This is a genomic window from Streptomyces sp. NPDC088553 (assembly GCF_044752965.1).
GTDB lineage: Bacteria > Actinomycetota > Actinomycetes > Streptomycetales > Streptomycetaceae > Streptomyces.
The window spans coordinates 715,672-733,603 of sequence record NZ_JBIVMG010000003.1; the positions used below are offsets into that span (position 1 = coordinate 715,672).

Consider the following 17,932-nt stretch of genomic DNA (forward strand, 5'->3'; position numbering starts at 1 on the left):
CACTCGCATGTCCAACGCACCAAGATCCGGCTTGCGGAAGCCGGTGTCCGTCGGTCTGGCGGTGGGGATCTCGACCGCCCTGCTGCTGGCCGCGCCGTACGGCGCGGCGGCCGCGCCGACGCCTCCGCCCGGTGCTCCGGCCACGGAAGCCCCGGCGGCTCCCGGCGCCGTCGGCACCGCCACTCGACCTGTGGCCCCGTCAGGAACGCCCGCACGCACAGCGGTCGAGAAGGCGTGGGAGCTGGCGGCGAAGACCGGCAAGGACGTGCCGGTCCCGGAGCTGACGACGGAGTACGCGACCACGGTCGCCACCCCGAAGGGCAAGCTGCGCTCCGAGAGCCACCTTCTGCCGCAGCGCGCCAAGGGCCCCAAGGGCCGCTGGCTGGCCCTGGACGACACGCTGGCCGTCCGCGCGGACGGCACCGTGGCGCCCAAGGCGTCGAGTTCGGGCCTGGTCATCTCGGGCGGCGGCACGGGTCCGTTGGCGACGATGACGACCGAGGACGGCAAGAAGCTGTCCGTCTCCTCACCGTTCGCCGGCGCTCTCCCCCGGCCCGTGCTGCGCGGCAACGACGCGCTGTTCGAGAACGTGGCCCCCGACACCGACCTCCAGGTGAGCGCCACCAAGTACGGCGGCTACACCACCGTGGTCGTTCTGCACTCGCCCGCGGCGGCGGCCCACCCGGCCGTGCGCGACCTGGTGTTCCCCACCGTCACCGACGGCCTGACGCTGGCCGAGGGCAAGGACGGCAGCCTGACCGCCGCCGCCGGCGAGGAGACCGTCTTCCGTGCCCCGGCCCCCCTGATGTGGTCGGCCGGCGAGGCACGCGCGCCCGGTGCGCGCGGCTCCCGCTACGCCGACCTCGACGCCCGGGACACCGTGAGCTCCACCGGGTCGGAGTCGGCGCTCAGCAGCGCCGACGGCCCCGGGGCCGGTGCTTCCGTGGCCCGGATCCCGGTGACCCGTGCGAAGGTGACCGGAGCGCGTGAGACCGGCGCGAAGGCGACCGGCCCGGCGAAGAGGGCCACGGGCGAGATAGCCCTGGCTCCCAGTGCCGAGCTGCTCGACGGCGCCGACACCAAGTACCCCGTCTACGTCGACCCCTCGTGGTCCGTGGACAGCCGGGGCAAGCAGCACCACGCCTGGGTCCAGCAGGCGTACGACGCCGGCAACTTCGACCGCACCGGTTCCAGCGACAGGGACCGCCCGGGAGTGGGCTACCAGGGCTGGGAGACCAGCAAGGGCATCGAGCGCGCGCTGTACGAGTTCGACCTCAACGGCTACGCCGGCGCCACGATCAACTACGCCAACCTCCGCCTGGAGCAGTACCTCTCGGCGGACTGGTCCTGCACGAACACGTACCCGGTGCACCTGTACCGCGCCGGCGCGTTCGGCTCGTCGGTCAAGTGGAGCAACCACCAGATCCGCGAGTGGATCCAGAACCAGTCCATCGGCGGCAACGGCAACAACGGCGACTGCTACGGCAACATCCCCGTGGACTTCAACGTCACCAACGCCATGCGTGACGGCATCCGCGACACCGGCACCCCGCTCGCCTTCGCCCTGACGGGCCAGGAGGGCACCGGCGACAAGATCGCCTTCAAGCGGTTCGCGTACACCGCGGTGCTCAGCGCCGAGTACGACTTCCCGCCGCGCGTCCCGGAGAACCAGCGCACGGTTCCCGCCCCGCGCCGTGTGGTCGCGGGCGACACCCAGGCCTGTGGTGACGTCCCCGCCGACCAGTTCGGCTGGATCACCACCCCGACCGTCACGATCGCCTCGAAGGTCAGCAGCCCCAACCAGGGCCAGCTCACCCAGTTCGTGGGCGTGTGGGACCACGACACCGGCGCGGCGGCCAACACCGGCTGGTCCGGCTTCGTCGGCACCGGCACCGACGCCACGTACACCACCCCGCTCGACGCCCTGAAGGACGGTCGCAGCTACGGCTGGGCGGTCCAGGGCGACGACGGCCTGCTGCGCGGCCCCGCCACCACCTCCTGCCACTTCGCGGTCGACCTGACCCCTCCGGTCCTGGAGTTCGGCCCCTTCACCGACCCGGCCACCCAGTACCCGCCGGCCGGCAACGGCCAGATCACCAACCTGCGCCTCGGCGACACGGGCTCCCTGCCCATCGTCGTCTCCGACCCGAGCCCGGGTGCGGGCCTGCGCAGCTCCGGACTGGCCTGTGTCCAGTGGGGCTTCGACCCGCAGCTGGTCGGCGCGCAGCAGCGGTGCGCGAGCGGCGGCAGCCCGCTCGGCGTGAACCCCCTCGACATCAAGCCCACCACGTGGGGGACCAACATCGTCTACGCACGGGTCCTGGACGAGGCGGGCAACGCCTCCCAGACCCGGTCGTACGCCTTCTACGTGCCGTGGAAGGACGGTGCGGTCGCCTTCGGCGACACCACCGGCGACGCGCGCTCCGACATCCTGCTGCCCGACACCGCGGGCAACCTCGTCACGCACGGCCGTGCCACTGACGGCAGCAGCCGCAGCATGATCCCCAGCGGAACCGCGGCCACCGCGCTCCAGGCTCCCGAGGTGGCCTCCGGCCGGACGTGGAAGGACTACCGCACGGTTCACCGCGGTTCGCTCGACCCCGGCCGCAATGTGGACGACCTGTTCGTGCACCAGGAGCCGGCCACCCCGGGCGCACTCGGCGGGGCACAGCTCTTCGCCTACGACAACACCCTCTCCGCCCCGGGCCGCTTCACGCTCGGCACGAAGACCGCGGTCGCCAAGCCGGAGTGCTCCACCACCCACGCCACCTCCTGCACCGGCTACCGCAACGAGGCGACCTGGGCGTACTCCAGCCAGATCACCCCGACCGGCCCGGCCCGCACCACGCGGACGCCGAGCCGCAAGGTCACCGACGCCACCGGACTGCTGTCCGTGGAGTCCGGCAACCTGTGGTTCTACCCGGTCAAGTCCAACCAGACCCTCGCCGCGCCGGCCCTGGTCGACGCGAGCGGCACGTGGGACGACAAGGACCTCATGGTCCCCGGCAACGCGCTGAACATCGGTGCCACGACGGACACCGCCCCGGCGCTGTGGGTGCGCAACCGCACCAACGGCGACATCTTCCAGTACAAGCTGACCACCGGCACCCGTGCGGTCGACGGCTACGTCGTGGTCACCGGTGTCGCGGCGCAGCCCGCCACCCGCATCGGATACGGGATCAAGGGCGCGGACTACCCGCGGGTGGGTTCCGAGGGCGATGTGACCGGCGACGACATCCCGGACTTCTGGGCGGTCGGCACCGACGGCGTCCTGCAGGCCTGGGCCGGCACCGCCGCCGGCGGCGCGGTCGACGGCTTCGGCGGCCACCACGTCCGCGGCGACGCCCAGGCCCCGACCGTCCAGTGGCGCCTGGAGGGTGACACCAAGGCCATTCCGGCCAAGAACGGCGCCGGCGTCTCCAACGACGCCACCGCCACGGCGGTCACCTACGCCACCGAGACGGTCGACGGCCGCGCCCGCAAGGTCGCGGTCTTCGACCCCGCGGCGAAGTCGGTCGTCACCGGCCCCGCCAAGGCCGTCGACACCCGCCAGTCGTTCACCCTCTCCACCTGGGTGAAGATGAACGCGCAGGACGGAATGATCGTCAGCCAGGACGGCGCGCACGCCAGCGCGTTCATGCTGTGGGCCGACACCGGCCACTGGCGCTTCGCCCTCGCGCACGGTGACGACGACGGCTGGCCGTACGACTACAACGCCGTCGTCACCCCGGCCAACACCTTCAAGCAGGGCGTCTGGACCCAGCTGACGGCCACCTACAACGCCGCCTCCGGTGCCATGACCCTGTACGTGAACGGGACGCTGGCCTCCAGCGGATACCACCGGGCGAGCACCAGCCCCGCACCCAGCGGCGCCCTGGTCCTGGGCCGGTACAAGTACATCAGCAAGCCCAGCAACCACCTCAACGGCTCCATCGCCGGGCTGTCGGTCTTCCAGAACCACGTACCGCCGGCCACCACCACGGACCTGCCGATCCGGTACGCGGCGTCGCCCGACTTCTGCCTGGACACGCCGCAGGGCGCCAACGGCAACGGCAACCAGCCGCAGCTGTGGGACTGCAACGGCTCCGACCCGCAGAAGTTCAGCGTCAACGCCAACGGCACCCTGACCCAGAAGGGCCAGTGCGTCGCGGTCCGGGGCAACCAGACCGCCCAGGGCACCGACCTGATCTTCTGGCAGTGCCTGGGCGAGGGCGGCCAGCAGTGGCTGCCCCGCGCCGACGGCAGCATCTACAACCCGCAGTCGAACAACTGCCTGGACCTGCCGCAGGCACGGCGCGACTGGGGTACGAAGCTGGCGATCTGGGCCTGCAACGGCACTCCGGCCCAGCGCTGGAGCATCCCGACGCTCCAGACCCCGGCCCTGCCGGTCGCTCCGTGACACCCGCCCCACCCGATGACATCCGCCCCGCCCCGGCAGACGCCGTGGCGGGGCGGATGTCATCCGTCGCAGGGGGACAAGGCGGCACCACCGACCGACGCGGTGGTGCCGCCGTCCCTGTCCTCGGGGACCGAGCCGAGCGCCCGGGAGATGCCGACCAGGAGGTCCCGGTACTCGCCCTCCGCCGCGCGCAGCGCCCGAACCGCCGGCACACCCCGCTCCTTGTCCGGAGGCATGCCACGGCCACGGGCGTCCGCCGCGGCCCTGACCATGGCGGCCAGCCCGACGGCGACGCTCTCGGCCTCCGTCCGGCCGCCCCGGCGGGCCTCCGCGTAGGCGCGCGCACGCACCTCGTCCGAGCAGTACGCCCCGAGTTCCAGCATCCGGTCGTGGATGTCGGTCATCCGGTCCGTGAGGCGCCGGCCGGGACCGGCGCTCCAGGGAGTGGAGAGCCGCATCCGGCCCTGCGGACCGTCGGCGCCGCACAACGTCCGCCGCAGCGGGCCCAGGGCGCGCAGTGTCCGCAGGGGTTCGAGGACCCGGACGGTGAGCCAGGGCCCGACGATGGGGATGAGGAAACCGGCGGCGACCAGCAGGGTGCCGAGGGCGGCCAGGGACACGGCCGCCTGGTTGAGCGGTTCCCAGTTCCGGCCGCTCCAGGCGGCCACGACCGCCACCAGCTTGGCCGCGCCGTAGGTCACGTTGGTCAGGAAGCCGACGGCCAGGACGGTGAGCCCGGTGCGCAGCAGGCCACGGGCCGGTGTCCGCCGCTCGGGGAACTCGCTGCGGATGTCGCGCGCCCACCTCAGGCACGCGGCGGCCGCCGCGCCGGCGGCCGCGGTGACGGCGAACAGGCAGAGCAGCACCATCTCCCGGATGAAGGGGGTGCTGGCGTAGTACGTCTCGAAGTCACGCTGCCGTTCGACCGGCGCCTCGCCCCACACGAAACAGCCGATGAGCAGGAGGGCCACCACGCCGTGCCCCCAGATCCACCGTCTGACCCGGCGGCGGGTGCGGGGAAGGACCTCCACGTCCCCACGCCAGTTCTCCATGAGGACCCGGCAGGCGCACGCGTAGGCGGAGAGCAGGCAGTAGACCAGCAACGCCGAGAAGTTGCTGACGCCGGTCGTCCTGTTGACGAACCCGATGGTCGGGGGCGCGGAGAAGAAGAACGCCGAGGCCTGCAGGAAGATCACGGCGTTGACGCTGCGGACCACGGGACTGTGCCTGCGCCTCACCAGCGAGGGAAGTTTGACGACCAGCACGATGCCGAGCGCGGCGGCCGGGATGTAGAGATTCACGCCGTCTCCCCCGTCATCCTCTGAACGACGCCCAGATACGGCCGGCCACGCCGGAGGGGGTCGTGCCGCGCCTGCGGTCCAGGCGGGTCCTGACCCGGTCGGCCAGCATCCGGCCGAACTTCTCCGCGCGCCGCTCCTCTTCGAGGTCCGGCTCCGTACGGGCGGCGACGTGGGCGACCGCGTCGGCGAGGTTCCAGCGGTCCCCGAGCATGCGGGCCGCGGCCCGCGCACCGGCCGCGCCGCCATGCCCGCAGTGCCCCTCCTTGAGGTGCCACAACTCGTGTCCCAGGATGACGACCTGATGCAGCGGGGACGTGTTCGCCTCGACGACGATCAGGTCGTAGTCGCCCATGTCCAGCCAGAGACCCGTCACCGAGCCCGGCGGGAACTCCTCGAACATCAACCGCAGTTCCCGGCCGCTGATCCGGGCCGCGCACGCGCAGATCGCCGTCAGCAATTCGGCCGGCCGCTCGGGAACCGGCTGCGGCAGGCCCATGACCAGCACGTCGCGATACCGCTTCATCTCGCGCGAGACCCCCACCCCGTGCCACCCCGTCACTCGTGCCGGACGGACCGGCCCCCCTGCATCGCTTCTGCGCGCTACCGCTGGTGAGCCGTGGGGTCCACGCCGCGATCAATCGACGTCATTGTGCACCAACCCGGCTTCGAGGGCCGCGCGGGCCTCCCGGGCGCGCTCCTCGCGGGACCGCCGCGCGACGGACTCGATCAGGGCGATCAGGGGCTGAGCGGTGTCGTCCGGTACGTCGGCCAGTGCCCGGGCGGCGTACGCGACCACGCCGAGGGAGGGATCCACCTCGCTCGCCGGACCCGCGATGCGCAGGCGCCGCAGGTCCTGGTCCTGGCGTTCCACGGTCCGCTCCAGGAGATCCTTGTGGATCTGCTGGAGGACGCGGTCCAGCGCCTCGGCCGGCTCGGCGACCAGGAACTCGATCTTCTCCCCGAAGAATCCCGCGATCCCGGCGGCGTGGTTGAGGTTCGGAGCACGGCCCGTCTTGATCATCTTGTCGAGCCACTGTGCGCTCGTGCCCGCGCCGGCCGCGATCTCCGCGAGCGAGTAGGCCCGCCTGCTGCCGTCCGCGGACGCGCGCAGCCGCGTCGCGCGCAGGAACAGGATGCGCTCGACCACGCGCCGGTGGCGCGCCTCGACCACGTCCACCTCGCTCCCGGCCGGAACGGACCGTTCGCCGCGCAGCAGTTCCCGCACTTCCTCCACCGGCACCCCGGAGGCGTACGAGAGCCCGCCCTCGCCCTCGACCCGCAGCACGTCGGCGCGATTCAGTCCCATGCGTTCCAACAGCGAGTCGATCCGGCGCACCGTGCCCATCAGGTCCTGAGCAGGCCCATCACTCATAAGAACTCCCGCGGTCATCGGTCGAGGTCCCGCAAGGCTAGCAACCACCTCTGATCCGTCGGCGGTTGCCACCCGGACCAGAGCGATCTGCACGACCGGCTTCCCCGCTGCCGGCGGTCGCCACCGTCGTGCCGCCCACGAACGGCAGCAGCCGGTGCGCCTCCTGTTCCAGGGCCGCTCGGTCGGTGGAGCGGAGCCGGCGGAACGGGGCAAGTCGCAGTGTTCCGGCGTCGAGTGACCACGTTCCGTGCACCCGGCCGTCCACCAGGAAGGTGGGCCGAACCTGTGCCGATCCGGGCATCACGCGGGTGCGGTCCTCGTCGCCGATGATCCGGCTCCGGTCGGCGTGGCCGAGCAGGACGTTGTCGAACGCGGGCAGCAGTCGCACCGGGGCGGGGGCCTCGGGGTCCGGCAGCTCGGCGTCGGCCAGGTCGAACAGGTCCCCGCCTCCGGGGCCGGAGTAGCGGCGCAGTTCGGCGCCCATCTCCGCGACGACCTCGCCCAGGCGGGTCAGCCCGCACCAGGCCTGGACGTCCTTCACACCGGCCGGGCCGAAGGCGGCGAGGTAGCGGCGGACCAGCTCCTTCGCCGCTTCGCCGTCGCCGGTGGCCGCGACCGGTCGTCCCAGCCATGCCTCGGCGGACGTGACGGAGATGGCCGACCGGTTGCCCCAGGACCCCCAGGCGCCCGTGGCGGGATCGTGGACGAGCGGAGTCCGCAGCTCGACCTCCCCCGCCAGGATCCGTCCGTCGACACCCGGGTGGCGTGCGACGAGTTGCCGGGCCAGCTCCCTGCGGGACAGCGTCCGGCCGCCGAGCAGGGCGAGCCCCTCGGCGACGAGGAACGCGGCGTCCAGGCCCGTGCCGTGCGCGGTGGCGCGGTTCCGGGTGAAGTACGACGAGCCGGCGGTGCGGTCGAGCACGGGCTGCAGCAGCGGCCGCAGGCGGCGGAAGTCGTCGGCCGCGGTGAGGTGCTGAGTGCTGCGGAGCAGGGCGGACCGGACGACCCTCCGGTCCTCGACGAGCGCGGTGAGATCCGCCTGGGTGAAGCCGTGGATCCTGCTCCACAGGCCGACGTAGGGCCAGTTGGGCTCCTGCGCCTGGAGGGCGACCAGGCGTCCGATCACGTCGAGCGGCGTCCGGTCGGTGCGCGCGAGCAGGAACTGCCGGTCGAGGAGCGCCCGGTTCAGGGCCCGGAGCGAGAGGGTGGTCACGACAGACGCACCGAGACGTTGCCCCGGTGGGCCCCCTGGGGCAGCGAGAGGAACGCACCCGGTACGTCCTCGATGCCGCCCTCGACGACCGTCCGCGGGTGGACGAGGCGGCCCTCGCCCAGCCGGGTGCGGAAGTGCCGCTGCCAGGCCTCGGTCTGCTCGGGGGTGTGGTGGCAGGAGAACGGAAGCAGGTCGACGCCCCCGGCCTCGGCCGCCGCGCGGTCGGGCCCAGGGAAGCGGTCCGCCGCGTCGCCGAGCCGGCTCGACAGCGAGCCGCACAGGGCGAAGCGCGCCCCGGGCCGGGCTGCGCGAAGGGCGGCGTCGTACCGCTCGCCGCCCACCACGTCGAAGAAGACCGAGATGCCCTCGGGCGCCAGCTCCTGGAGCCGGTCGGCGGGGGAGCCGTCGTGGTGGTCGAACGCGGCGTCGAAGCCGAGCTCGTTCACCAGGTACGCGGCCTTCGCCGGGCTTCCGGCGCTGCCGATCACCCGCGCCGCGCCGCGACACCGGGCGATCTGACCGGCCGGCGAACCGACTCCGCCCACCGCGCCGGAGACGAACACCACGTCGTCCTCGCCGACGGCCGCGATGTCGGCCATCCCGTGGTGGGCGGTCGGCCCCTGGCCGAGGTGAGGGCCGAGGCCGGGGAGGAGTCCCGGGTCGAGCTTGTCGTACGCGGCGGCCGGACCCGCCGAGTACTCGGTCCGACCGGTCATCGACCGGACCAGGTCGCCGGCCGCGAGCTCGGGCTCGCGGACCGTACGACCGTGCCGACGGTGGCCACGCCCGCCCTTCGGCCCGGCTGCCAGGCCGGCACCGGGAGGGTGCAGTCGACCCGCATCAGCTCCAGGTACGTCGCGGCGAGCCCGACCCGCTCGGTGCGTACGAGGACCTCGCCGTCGACCTCGGTCTCGGCGACGGCGAAGTGGCCGGGTGTCGGGACGCCGGTGATCTGGGCGGCCGGCCGGATCTCACGAGTGATCATTTCTCGGTCCTCACATCGATCGCGTCTCGGGGCAGGGGCGCGGGTCCGGTGCGGTTTCCCTTGCCCCGGTCCGGTGCCTTCGCCCTCGACCCTAAGGACCCTTCCGGTCAGTTTCCGGCCGGAACTCGGGGCAGTATTCCGGCATGGCGAACACCAGCTCACGGACCCTCCGACTGCTCTCCTTGCTGCAGACCCACCGCCACTGGACCGGCGCCGACCTGTGTGAACGGCTCGGGGTGTCCGAGCGGACCCTGCGCCGCGACATCGACCGGCTGCGCGAGCTCGGCTACCCGGTCGGCGCGGCCCGTGGCACGGACGGCGGCTACCAGCTGGCGCCCGGCGCCGTCCTGCCGCCGCTCCTGCTCGACGACGAGGAGGCGGTGGCCCTCGCCGTCGGCATCGGCGACGCGGCGCAGAGCGGGATCGCGGGAATCGAGGACGCGTCGCTCCGGGCGCTCACCAAGGTGGTGCGGGTCCTGCCGCCCCGGCTGCGGGCCCGGGTGGACGCCCTGCGGGCGGTGACCGTCTCCGCGGCGGCGCCGGGGCCGGCCGTCGCGGCGGGGGTTCTCACCACGGTCGCCCAGGCGTGCCGGGACGAGGAGCGGCTGCGGTTCGGCTACACCGCCCGGGGCGCCGGGGCCACCGAGCGCGAGGTCGAGCCGCACCGCGTCGTCGCCCTCGGCGGGCGCTGGTACCTGGTCGCCTACGACCTGGACCGGCACGACTGGCGCAGCTTCCGCCTCGACCGGCTGACCGGACCGGCGGCGACCGGAGCCCGCTTCCGGCCGCGTCCGCTCCCGGCCGAGGACGCCGCGGCCTTCGTGCGGGCGGCGAGCGGGGCCCCGGCGCCGTACACGGTCGAGGTCCTCGTCCACGCGCCCGCCGCGCGGGTGGGGCGGACGGTCGGCCGGTGGGGCACGGTGGAGCCGGCCGGCCGGAACAGCTGCCGGCTCACCATGACCTCGACGTCCCTCGACTGGCCGACGCAGGCGCTGGGCAACGTGGAAGCCGAGTTCGAGGTGCTGGGGCCGCCGGAGTTCGCCGCGCACGTCCGGGAGTGGGGTGCCCGCTTCCTGCGCGCGACCTCTCAGTAGATGTCGTGGAACCCGATGCAGTCCGGGTCCTGGAGGGGGCAGCCGGGGTGGGGCGTGCGGTCCCGCTCCGGGGGCGGGGGCGGCTCGTCCGCGAGCGCGGGAGCCGGGGGCAGCTCGAAGGATCCGCAGAGGCAGGCGCCACAGGTCCCCGAGAACCGGGGTTCCCCGTGCCGGAACCGTGGATGCCCGCACCGGCACTCCTGTGTCGCCCACGCCGCCATCCCCGGACCTCCGCTCCCCCACGGTCCCCGTCCCCTCCAGGGTAGCGACCGTGCCCCCCGGACGACCGCCCCTGCTCTCAGCTCGGTCGCATCCTGAACTCGTAGGTGTCCGGCAGGACTTCGTCGGTGATCCGCGCCCAGAGCTCGCCCAGGATCTCGGCTCCCTCGCCCAGGTCCGCGACCTCGAAGCCCGCGTCGAAGACGGCCCTGGCCTCGCCCGGGCGGCCCTCGGCGAGCAGCAGCCGGACTTCGAGCAGCCGGAAGGCCCCGTGCCGCCGGGCGGAATCCGGCAGCCGGCGCCAGAGGGCCCGGGCCCCGTCGGGCCGGTCGACGGCGAGGAGCGCGTCGAGCGCCTCCCGGCCGAGGGCGGTGGCGACCAGGGCCCGCGCCCCGCCACGATCCGCGCCGGACTCCGTGGCCTCGTGACCGGTGAGCGTGTCCGCCCCGGCCTCCGTCGCCTCGTGGTCGGCGAAGGCCTCCGTGAAGTGCTCGGCGGCTCGTTCCGGGTGGCCGTCCTCCCGGTCGGCGACGGCCAGGCAGTACAGCAGGGGCCAGCGCGTGGTCGCCTCCTTGAGACCCCGCTCCCAGCTCCGTACCGCCTGGGCCCGGTCGCCGGCGTGCCACTGGGCGATGCCGAGCTGGTACTCGGTGGTGGGGTCGGCGGGGGCGGTCTCCAGCATGTCCCGCCAGGGAGACCCGACCAGCGGCGCGATCAGGGGTGCGGACGGCTGCGCGGTCGGGTCCGCGTCGGGGGCCGCGCCCTTCGCCGGGGGCGGCAGGACGCCGGTGCGGAGCAGTTCCCGCCAGGGCTCCTGCTCGGGTCCGAGCGTCGACTCCGGGAACGGCGTACCGGGCAACTCGTATCCCCCACGCAGGACTTCGAGTGCTCCCCAGCCGGATCCGGCCGCGAGGACCTCCTCCGGCGCGCGGTCGGCCGCCCCCTCCCGCCAGGCCGTGTACGCGGCGTCGACGGCGGCGCGGGGCAGGGCGCCGGACAGGCTGCGCTCGATGTCGGCGCGGGCGGCGGTCCAGTCGTCGCCGAGCACCGTCGCGGGATCGGCGGCGAGCGGTCCGTACGCCTCCAGCCAGCTGAACTCCGCGCCGCCCGCGAGCTCCAGGTGTTCCAGCTGGGTGCGGGCGAGCCCGGCCTGGATCTCGGCGTAGCCGGGGGTGCCGGGTTCCGTCAGCCATTCCTGCCAGCGCCGGCCGCCGCGCCCGGTGCCCCACACGAAGAGCTTGCGGCCGCGCAGCGGGTCGGTGGAGGTCTGGACGAGTCCGGTGCCGTCCGTGTCGAGGGCGGCGATCCAGCGGCGCTGCCCCTCGGGCAGGTCGTAGAACCAGTCGGCGGCGTGCGTGCTGTTCAGCGGGTACGTGCGGTCGGTGCCGTCCTCGGTGACCGGTACGGGGACCCGGCTCAGGCCGCGCTCGTACCCGTGGTGCCAGGCGGTCTCGGCGGGCGCGAGGACACGGCGGTCCTCGGGGACGGCGATGTTGGACCACCAGTAGACGGGGGCGGTGCGCTCGTGGGGGTTGCGTATCCGGACCCCGACGTACAGGAAGTCGGAGTCCTCCGGGAGCCAGAGGTCGACCTGGAAGGGCAGGTCGCGCAGTCGCTCCCACTCCCAGAGACGGAGCATCGGACCGCCGTCGGGCGCGCGGACGACCGCCGCGTGGAGGGGCGAGCAGGCGAGGGTGGTGTGGCCGGTGGCCCCGATGTTCCACTCGACGCCGCCGGAGAACCAGGCGCCGTTGAGGGCGAACGCGGCCGGCTGGAACACCGGGTTGCGGTAGAGGAGTTCGCGTCCGGTGGGCTTGTGGTGGAGGGAGTGGATCCGGCCGCCGAGACCGGGCAGCACGGTCACCCGGAGCCGGTCGTTCTCGATCACGATCGTGTCGAGGTCCGCGGGCCGGCGCTCGCGGCCGTAGCCGTCGCGCACGGGGGCGGGGAGCAGGCTGCGCAGCGGGTCCCGGCCGATGCCCCGGGCCATGTCGCGCGGGAGCTCCGCGAGGGTCGGCGGGTCGACCGCGTGGGCCCCGGCGCCGGCGGGGGCCCGCAGTGCGGGGAGAGGGTTGTCCGGGCCCAAGGGGGCGGCGGGCAGCGTCAGTACGGTACGTCGTACGGTCGTCATCGCCCCATGGAACACGCCCGGGGGCCTTCCTGACCAGGGGTTCTCGGCCTCGGGCTTCGGCGGATCCCGAGGTGCGGGGGCGGCCGGAAATTCCCGGCGGACCGGACGGCCGCCGCCGTAGGGTGGACGGCCGGTACGCCGCCGGGCGGCCGGGACAACCAGGGCACAGGGAGTACGAGGAATGGGCACGCAGCACACCTACCGGGTCATCGTGCGCGGCACGTTCGACGGTCTCTCGGAGGAGAGCCGGGCCCGGCTGCTCGCCGAGGTGGACGCGCACGGGCTGACCGCGATGCAGTTCACGGAGGAGGGCTCGCTGGCCTACGACCGGACGCTGAAGCACTTCTCGTACCGCCTGGTCGTCGTCTCCGACGCGGAGGACGGCGACGAGATGGCGGGCGCGCTCGCGGAGGAGCGCGTGGAGACCGCGCTCGGGGAGCTCGGCCACGGGTACAAGGGGCTGCGGTCGACGGTGACCGACCTCGACACGATGAAGATCAACTACAAGCGCTGAGCGGGGTCGGGGGTGGCGGCCCGGGCCTGGCCGCCGGCCGTGGAGCCGCTCAGCGGTGCCGGCCGTCAGCGCCGGGCCATCCTCACCCGGGGCGGGCAGCTCTCCCCCTTCCGTACGACTCCGATCATGACGGTGGTGCGGCGGTCGAGGGCCGTGCCCGCCGACGGGTACTGCGTGACGACCCGCCACCGCGGCGGCCAGATCACCCGCCGGTCCCGCCCGCTCACATCGTGGACGTCGAGCCGGGTGCGGCGGTCCAGCCGGGTGAAGACCCGCCACAGGCCGCGGCCCAGGAAGTCGGGCACCGGGCGGGTCCCGGCGCCGTCCTCGGCCGCGGCGGCCTCCTCCGTCGAGGTCACGGCGACGGCCGCGAGCGCGAGGACGGCGCCCGCCCCCACGACGGCGCGCCGCTTCACTTCCGCCTCCGGGCCACGACGCAGGAGCCGCAGGCGGCGCCGATGAGCGCGGTCGCGAGCAGGGCCAGACAGAGCGGCATGGACACCTCGGGGACGAGGGGCCGGATCTCGACCTGCCGGGTGTTCTGGAAGCTGAGGACCAGGGTGACGATGGCGAGCACGGCCATCCCGATCCGGCCCGGGGTCAGGGCTTCGGTGAACCGGGACACGCCCCCGCCCGATGTCCGTGACGTCTCCTGCGGACTCATGCCCGGCCCTCTTCTCCGTCGTGCCGTCGGTCGTACCCGGCCGCAGCCGTGGGACCAGAATGAGGTGAGCGGAGCCACACCGTGACGGCGAGGAGAGCCGTACGGGTGACTTGTCAGACAACGTGGGCCGACTACCGTGGTGCCGGACACCGTCGGAACCGGACCCACCGGACCACCGGAACCGACCGGAATCGAGACGAGGAGCGGCCGTGGCGGTCAGCGGACAGCGGCGGCGGCCGGTCGTGGCGCTCTACGAGCGGATCGCGGACGCCGTCCACGACGGCACCTACCCGCCGGGCTCGACGCTCCCCTCCGAACCGAAGCTCGCCGCCGAACTGGGCGTGAGCCGGCCCGCCCTGCGCGAGGCCCTGCTGCTGCTCCAGGAGGACGGTCTGCTGACCGTACGCCGCGGGGTGGGCCGGACGGTCAACGACCGGCCGCCCCGGCGCGGGTTCGAGCACGTCCAGCCGCTGGAGGAGCTGATCGGCGCGGGCACGCCGCTGCGGGTGCGGGCGCTGCTGCGGACGGTCGAGGAGCCGACCGACTTCACCACCCAGCACCTGCTCGCCCCGGCCCGCGCGGAGCTGCGGTTCTGGGAGTCCGTGCTGACCGGGGAGGGTACGGCGGCGGCGCTGAGCCACGAGTGGGCGGCGGCCGACGAGCTGCTCGACCGGGTGCACCCGGAGTTCGCCCGGGCCCTGCGGGCGACGGAGGGGCGCACGGCGCGCGGGCCCGCCGTCTCCATGCTCTCGGTCCTGCTCGGGGCCTCGCGGGAGACGGCGCTCACCGCGCACAGCGGCATCACGGCGACGCTGCTCGGGCGGCGCCGCGGGGACCAGCTGGGGCGGCCCGCGGACACCCCTGCCGTGCTGGTCACCCAGGTCGTGCGGGTCGGCGAGACCCCGGTCCTGGCCGCCAAGCACATGCTCCCGACGGGCGCCCCGGCGCTGCCCGTCCTGCAGTCGCACTAGGACCGGACCGATCCCCGGCAGGGACGCGCAGCGCGCGCGCTCGGGCCTCCCGTCGCCCCCCTGCCGCACCCCCTGCCGCACCCCTGTCGGGCCCGTCACAGCGGGTCCCTCCCCCGTGGCGTACACTTCCCCGCCATGCACTTGTCTGACAACCCTGCCACGCCTGCCGCCGCCACCGTCTCCGAGTGGATCCGCCGGGCCCCCAAGGCCGTCCTCCACGACCACCTCGACGGTGGGCTGCGCGCCGCGACCATAGTCGAGCTGGCACGGGAGTGCGGCTACACCGCGCTGCCGACCGAGGACCCCGCCGCGCTCGCGGTCTGGTTCCGGGACGCGGCCGACTCCGGTTCGCTGGAGCGCTACCTGGAGACCTTCGCCCACACCTGCGCGGTGATGCAGACCCGCGAGGCGCTCACGCGCATCGCGGCCGAGTGCGCCGAGGACCTCGCGGCGGACGGTGTCGTCTACGCCGAGATCCGCTACGCCCCCGAGCAGCACCTGGAGGGCGGTCTGACCCTCGACGAGGTCGTCGAGGCCGTGAACGACGGCTTCCGTGAGGGCGAGCGCCGCTCCGGCGGCCGTATCACCGTCCGTACCCTGCTCACGGGCATGCGCCACACGGACCGCTCCCTGGAGATCGCTCGGCTCACGGTCGCGCACCGGGACAACGGCGTGGCCGGCTTCGACATCGCCGGCGGCGAGATCGGCAACCCGCCGGCCCGCCACCTCCCCGCCTTCCAGCACCTGAAGCGGGAGAACTGCCACTTCACGATCCACGCGGGCGAGGCCGTCGGCGCGGAGTCGATCCACGAGGCCGTGCAGGTCTGTGGCACCGAGCGGATCGGCCACGGCGTGCGGATCACGGACGACATCGGCGAGGACGGCACGCTGGGCCGGCTCGCCTCGTACGTCCGGGACAACCGGATCGCCCTGGAGGTCTGCCCGACGTCCAACCTCCAGACGGGCGCCGCGAAGGACTACGCCTCGCACCCGATCGACGAGCTGCGCCGCCTGGGCTTCCGGATCACGCTCAACACGGACAACCGGCTGGTCTCCGGCACCACCATGAGCGAGGAGTTCCAGCACATGGTGGACGCCTTCGGTTACGGTCCCGAGGTCTTCGAGGAGTTCACGGTCGCCGCTCTGGAGGCCGCCTTCCTGCCGCTGCCGGAGCGGCAGCGGCTGATCGACGAGGTCGTCCGCCCCGGGTACGCGACGCTCCGGGCCGTGTCGGTCTAACCCACCCGCCCCTGGATCAGGGGCAGTTCGAGCGTCCCCGGGTTTCCGGGGGCGCTCACGACGGTCACCGGCTTGATGCCGCGGTTCCCGGAGTACGCCGTGTCGCTGCCCGCGATCACCAGCTCCAGCCGGTGGCCGGTCTCGTAGCGGTGGACGACGGCGGGCAGTTCGACCGTGAAGGGCCGGGTGACGTCCGGCACCCGCACCGGTGCGACGAGGCGGTTGACCAGGGTTTTGGCGCCGTCGGGGGCGATGTCGTAGAGCTTGGCGAAGAGCACGAGCTTGTCGGCGGCGTCGCCGGAGCCCTGGACGCGCTCGGCGGCCGGCGAGTCCACCTTCAGGGTGGCCTTCGGGGCGCCGACGAGGTCCACGGGAGCGGTGAGCGGGGCGCTGGTCCAGCCGAGGTAGGTGCCCGCGGTGTCGTAGGGCCGGGGGTCGGGCAGTCCGATCGTCCCGGCGAGCGAGGATTCGGAATGGCTCGTCGGGAAGAGCCAGTTGCTGTATGTGCGCGAGCCCCGGGCGACCTTCGTACGGTTGTCGACGAGCTTGCCGTCGCCGGAGAGGTACAGCCGCTGGCTGAGCGCCGGCACCCGCGCGGCGGTGCCGTAGCCGCTCTGCCCGTCGCGGTACCAGGCGAAGGCGGGCCCGGTGTCGGCGGCCGGGTTCTTCCGCAGGTACCGGTCGAACCATCCGAGGATCCGCTGTCCGACGTAGCTTCCCTCCAGATTGCCCTGTGCCAGGTCGAGTTCGCCGGGCTTCTGGCCGCCGCTGTGTCCCCAGGACTGCCAGATCATCCGGGTGTCGACACCGCGCTCGCGGAGCCGGTCGTAGGTGGCGTTCGCCTCGTTGAGGTTGAACAGCGTGTCGGCCTGACCTTGGACGATCAGGGTGGGGGCGGTGATCCGGTCGACGTACGAGACCGGGGAGACGCCGCGGGCGTAGGCGAGCATCTTCTCTGTCTCGGCCTTCGGGTAGCGGCCGGAGTTGAGGAGCCGCACGGTGTCGCAGGCGTCGGTGACGAAGTGCAGACAGCGCAGTGAGTTGATCCGGCTGGGGTCGAGGGAGGGGACGAGCAGCGGCTGTCCCTCGCCCATCAGGTAGAAGCCGTTCGCCCACTGCCATTTGAAGACGCCGGGGGTGGCGCGGTCGGCGGCGTTGGGGGCGAGGGAGTAGGCGAGGTCGTTCCAGGTGATGAGGGGGACGAGGGCGTCGATACGGGGGTCGACGGAGGCGGCGGCCAGCTGTACGGCCCCGCCGTAGGAGCCGCCGATCATGCCGACCCGCGGGTCGCCCGCGCCGTCGCGGGTGACGAAGTCGGCGCGGGTGCCGTCGTCGGCGGCCCGGTCGCCGGCGAGGAAGTCGACGAGCCGGGCGGCGGCGCGGCCGTCGATCTCGGGATCGTCGAGGGAGATCAGGCAGCCGGACTTTCCGAAACCGAGGCCGGAGTAGACGAGACCGACGTAGCCCCGCTCGGCGAAGGCCTTGCCGATGGCGTCGGTGGACCCGTCGCTCTTGCTGCCGCCGAAGCCGTTGGTGGCGAGGACGGCGGGCGCGGGACGCCCGGCGTCCACCCCGGCGGGCCGGTACAGGTCGGCGTCGACGACACAGCTCCGCCCGCCGGCCTCGACGGTGAACCGCAGCGGGGTGACGCTGTACGGGGCCTCGGCGCCGCTCGCGGGCGTGGCGAGCGTCAGCGGCCCGGCCAGCGCGGCGGCTCCGGCCGCGAGCGCGAGGACCTTGCGGGATCGGGGCACGGCACGGGACACAGAGACCTCCACGCTGAGGACGACGCCGGGCGACCCACGACACCTACCGACTGGTAGACACCCG

At 73.5% G+C, this 17,932-nt stretch carries 15 protein-coding genes; 5 read left to right on the forward strand and 10 right to left on the reverse strand.

The genetic code is table 11. From position 1 onward, the window contains the following. Positions 1–7: 7 nt before the first annotated feature. Positions 8–4,399, forward strand: coding sequence for a ricin-type beta-trefoil lectin domain protein (locus ACIP8Z_RS12540; RefSeq protein ID WP_402082131.1), 4,392 nt, complete (start codon positions 8–10; stop codon positions 4,397–4,399). 59 nt (positions 4,400–4,458) lie between these two features. Here the strand turns inward: ACIP8Z_RS12540 and ACIP8Z_RS12545 are convergent, their stop codons facing one another. The 6 genes from ACIP8Z_RS12545 to ACIP8Z_RS12570 all read right to left on the reverse strand — a co-directional run bounded on the left by ACIP8Z_RS12545 (position 4,459) and on the right by ACIP8Z_RS12570 (position 9,270). Then, entirely contained in the window at positions 4,459–5,700 is a 1,242-nt protein-coding gene (locus ACIP8Z_RS12545) for an MAB_1171c family putative transporter (RefSeq protein WP_402082134.1), read from the reverse strand. A gap of 13 nt (positions 5,701–5,713) precedes the next feature. After that, positions 5,714–6,223 carry a toxin-antitoxin system, toxin component gene (locus tag ACIP8Z_RS12550; RefSeq protein ID WP_402082137.1) on the reverse strand — a complete coding sequence of 170 codons (510 nt, stop codon included), beginning with the start codon at positions 6,221–6,223 and terminating at the stop codon, positions 5,714–5,716. 111 nt (positions 6,224–6,334) lie between these two features. Beyond that, positions 6,335–7,072 carry a hypothetical protein gene (locus ACIP8Z_RS12555; RefSeq protein ID WP_402082139.1) on the reverse strand — a complete coding sequence of 246 codons (738 nt, stop codon included), beginning with the start codon at positions 7,070–7,072 and terminating at the stop codon, positions 6,335–6,337. A 37-nt stretch (positions 7,073–7,109) separates the two neighbouring features. Beyond that, the gene (locus ACIP8Z_RS12560) at positions 7,110–8,285 is read right to left on the reverse strand and encodes a winged helix DNA-binding domain-containing protein (protein WP_402082142.1); all 1,176 of its coding nucleotides are present in this window, start codon (positions 8,283–8,285) and stop codon (positions 7,110–7,112) included. Next, positions 8,282–9,001, reverse strand: a complete 720-nt coding sequence (locus ACIP8Z_RS12565; protein ID WP_402082144.1) for a zinc-binding dehydrogenase — start codon at positions 8,999–9,001, stop codon at positions 8,282–8,284. The genes ACIP8Z_RS12560 and ACIP8Z_RS12565 overlap by 4 nt, the downstream gene beginning before the upstream one ends. Further along, positions 8,998–9,270 (reverse strand): hypothetical protein, encoded by a 273-nt coding sequence (locus tag ACIP8Z_RS12570; RefSeq protein WP_402082146.1) that lies wholly within the window; start codon positions 9,268–9,270, stop codon positions 8,998–9,000. Before ACIP8Z_RS12570 ends, ACIP8Z_RS12565 begins: the two co-directional genes overlap by 4 nt. Positions 9,271–9,413: 143 nt before the next feature. On the opposite strand from ACIP8Z_RS12570, the gene ACIP8Z_RS12575 reads away from it, so the two are divergent. Next, positions 9,414–10,364 carry a helix-turn-helix transcriptional regulator gene (locus ACIP8Z_RS12575; protein ID WP_402082149.1) on the forward strand — a complete coding sequence of 317 codons (951 nt, stop codon included), beginning with the start codon at positions 9,414–9,416 and terminating at the stop codon, positions 10,362–10,364. A 298-nt stretch (positions 10,365–10,662) separates the two neighbouring features. Here the strand turns inward: ACIP8Z_RS12575 and ACIP8Z_RS12580 are convergent, their stop codons facing one another. After that, positions 10,663–12,714 carry a DUF5107 domain-containing protein gene (locus ACIP8Z_RS12580; protein WP_402082151.1) on the reverse strand — a complete coding sequence of 684 codons (2,052 nt, stop codon included), beginning with the start codon at positions 12,712–12,714 and terminating at the stop codon, positions 10,663–10,665. A 181-nt stretch (positions 12,715–12,895) separates the two neighbouring features. On the opposite strand from ACIP8Z_RS12580, the gene ACIP8Z_RS12585 reads away from it, so the two are divergent. Next, positions 12,896–13,228: a DUF6204 family protein gene (locus ACIP8Z_RS12585; protein ID WP_030320174.1), complete on the forward strand. Its 333-nt coding sequence runs from the start codon at positions 12,896–12,898 to the stop codon at positions 13,226–13,228. Positions 13,229–13,293: 65 nt separating this feature from the next. Here ACIP8Z_RS12585 and ACIP8Z_RS12590 read toward each other — a convergent pair whose 3' ends face one another. Together ACIP8Z_RS12590 and ACIP8Z_RS12595 are read right to left on the reverse strand one after the other, a co-directional pair. Further along, positions 13,294–13,644: a hypothetical protein gene (locus ACIP8Z_RS12590; RefSeq protein WP_402082154.1), complete on the reverse strand. Its 351-nt coding sequence runs from the start codon at positions 13,642–13,644 to the stop codon at positions 13,294–13,296. Continuing rightward, positions 13,641–13,892: a DUF1049 domain-containing protein gene (locus tag ACIP8Z_RS12595; RefSeq protein ID WP_402082156.1), complete on the reverse strand. Its 252-nt coding sequence runs from the start codon at positions 13,890–13,892 to the stop codon at positions 13,641–13,643. Before ACIP8Z_RS12595 ends, ACIP8Z_RS12590 begins: the two co-directional genes overlap by 4 nt. Before the next feature lie 209 nt (positions 13,893–14,101). On the opposite strand from ACIP8Z_RS12595, the gene ACIP8Z_RS12600 reads away from it, so the two are divergent. Next, on the forward strand, positions 14,102–14,863 hold the full coding sequence (locus ACIP8Z_RS12600; RefSeq protein WP_319313346.1) for a GntR family transcriptional regulator: 762 nt from the start codon (positions 14,102–14,104) through the stop codon (positions 14,861–14,863). 135 nt (positions 14,864–14,998) lie between these two features. Next, positions 14,999–16,102 carry an adenosine deaminase gene (locus ACIP8Z_RS12605; protein ID WP_402082158.1) on the forward strand — a complete coding sequence of 368 codons (1,104 nt, stop codon included), beginning with the start codon at positions 14,999–15,001 and terminating at the stop codon, positions 16,100–16,102. Here the strand turns inward: ACIP8Z_RS12605 and ACIP8Z_RS12610 are convergent. Continuing rightward, the gene (locus ACIP8Z_RS12610) at positions 16,099–17,868 is read right to left on the reverse strand and encodes a CocE/NonD family hydrolase (protein WP_402082160.1); all 1,770 of its coding nucleotides are present in this window, start codon (positions 17,866–17,868) and stop codon (positions 16,099–16,101) included. The genes ACIP8Z_RS12605 and ACIP8Z_RS12610 overlap by 4 nt on opposite strands. Positions 17,869–17,932 lie beyond the last annotated feature (64 nt).

What these genes read in the sequence shown, in the direction of transcription:
- ACIP8Z_RS12595 (WP_402082156.1), bottom strand. Translation starts at nt 13,892, where the DNA reads ATGAGTCCGCAGGAGACGTCACGGACATCGGGCGGGGGCGTGTCCCGG.
- ACIP8Z_RS12605 (WP_402082158.1), top strand. Translation starts at nt 14,999, where the DNA reads ATGCACTTGTCTGACAACCCTGCCACGCCTGCCGCCGCCACCGTCTCC.
- ACIP8Z_RS12575 (WP_402082149.1), top strand. Translation starts at nt 9,414, where the DNA reads ATGGCGAACACCAGCTCACGGACCCTCCGACTGCTCTCCTTGCTGCAG.
- ACIP8Z_RS12580 (WP_402082151.1), bottom strand. Translation starts at nt 12,714, where the DNA reads ATGACGACCGTACGACGTACCGTACTGACGCTGCCCGCCGCCCCCTTG.
- ACIP8Z_RS12540 (WP_402082131.1), top strand. Translation starts at nt 8, where the DNA reads ATGTCCAACGCACCAAGATCCGGCTTGCGGAAGCCGGTGTCCGTCGGT.
- ACIP8Z_RS12555 (WP_402082139.1), bottom strand. Translation starts at nt 7,072, where the DNA reads ATGAGTGATGGGCCTGCTCAGGACCTGATGGGCACGGTGCGCCGGATC.
- ACIP8Z_RS12570 (WP_402082146.1), bottom strand. Translation starts at nt 9,270, where the DNA reads ATGATCACTCGTGAGATCCGGCCGGCCGCCCAGATCACCGGCGTCCCG.
- ACIP8Z_RS12585 (WP_030320174.1), top strand. Translation starts at nt 12,896, where the DNA reads ATGGGCACGCAGCACACCTACCGGGTCATCGTGCGCGGCACGTTCGAC.
- ACIP8Z_RS12550 (WP_402082137.1), bottom strand. Translation starts at nt 6,223, where the DNA reads ATGAAGCGGTATCGCGACGTGCTGGTCATGGGCCTGCCGCAGCCGGTT.
- ACIP8Z_RS12565 (WP_402082144.1), bottom strand. Translation starts at nt 9,001, where the DNA reads ATGACCGGTCGGACCGAGTACTCGGCGGGTCCGGCCGCCGCGTACGAC.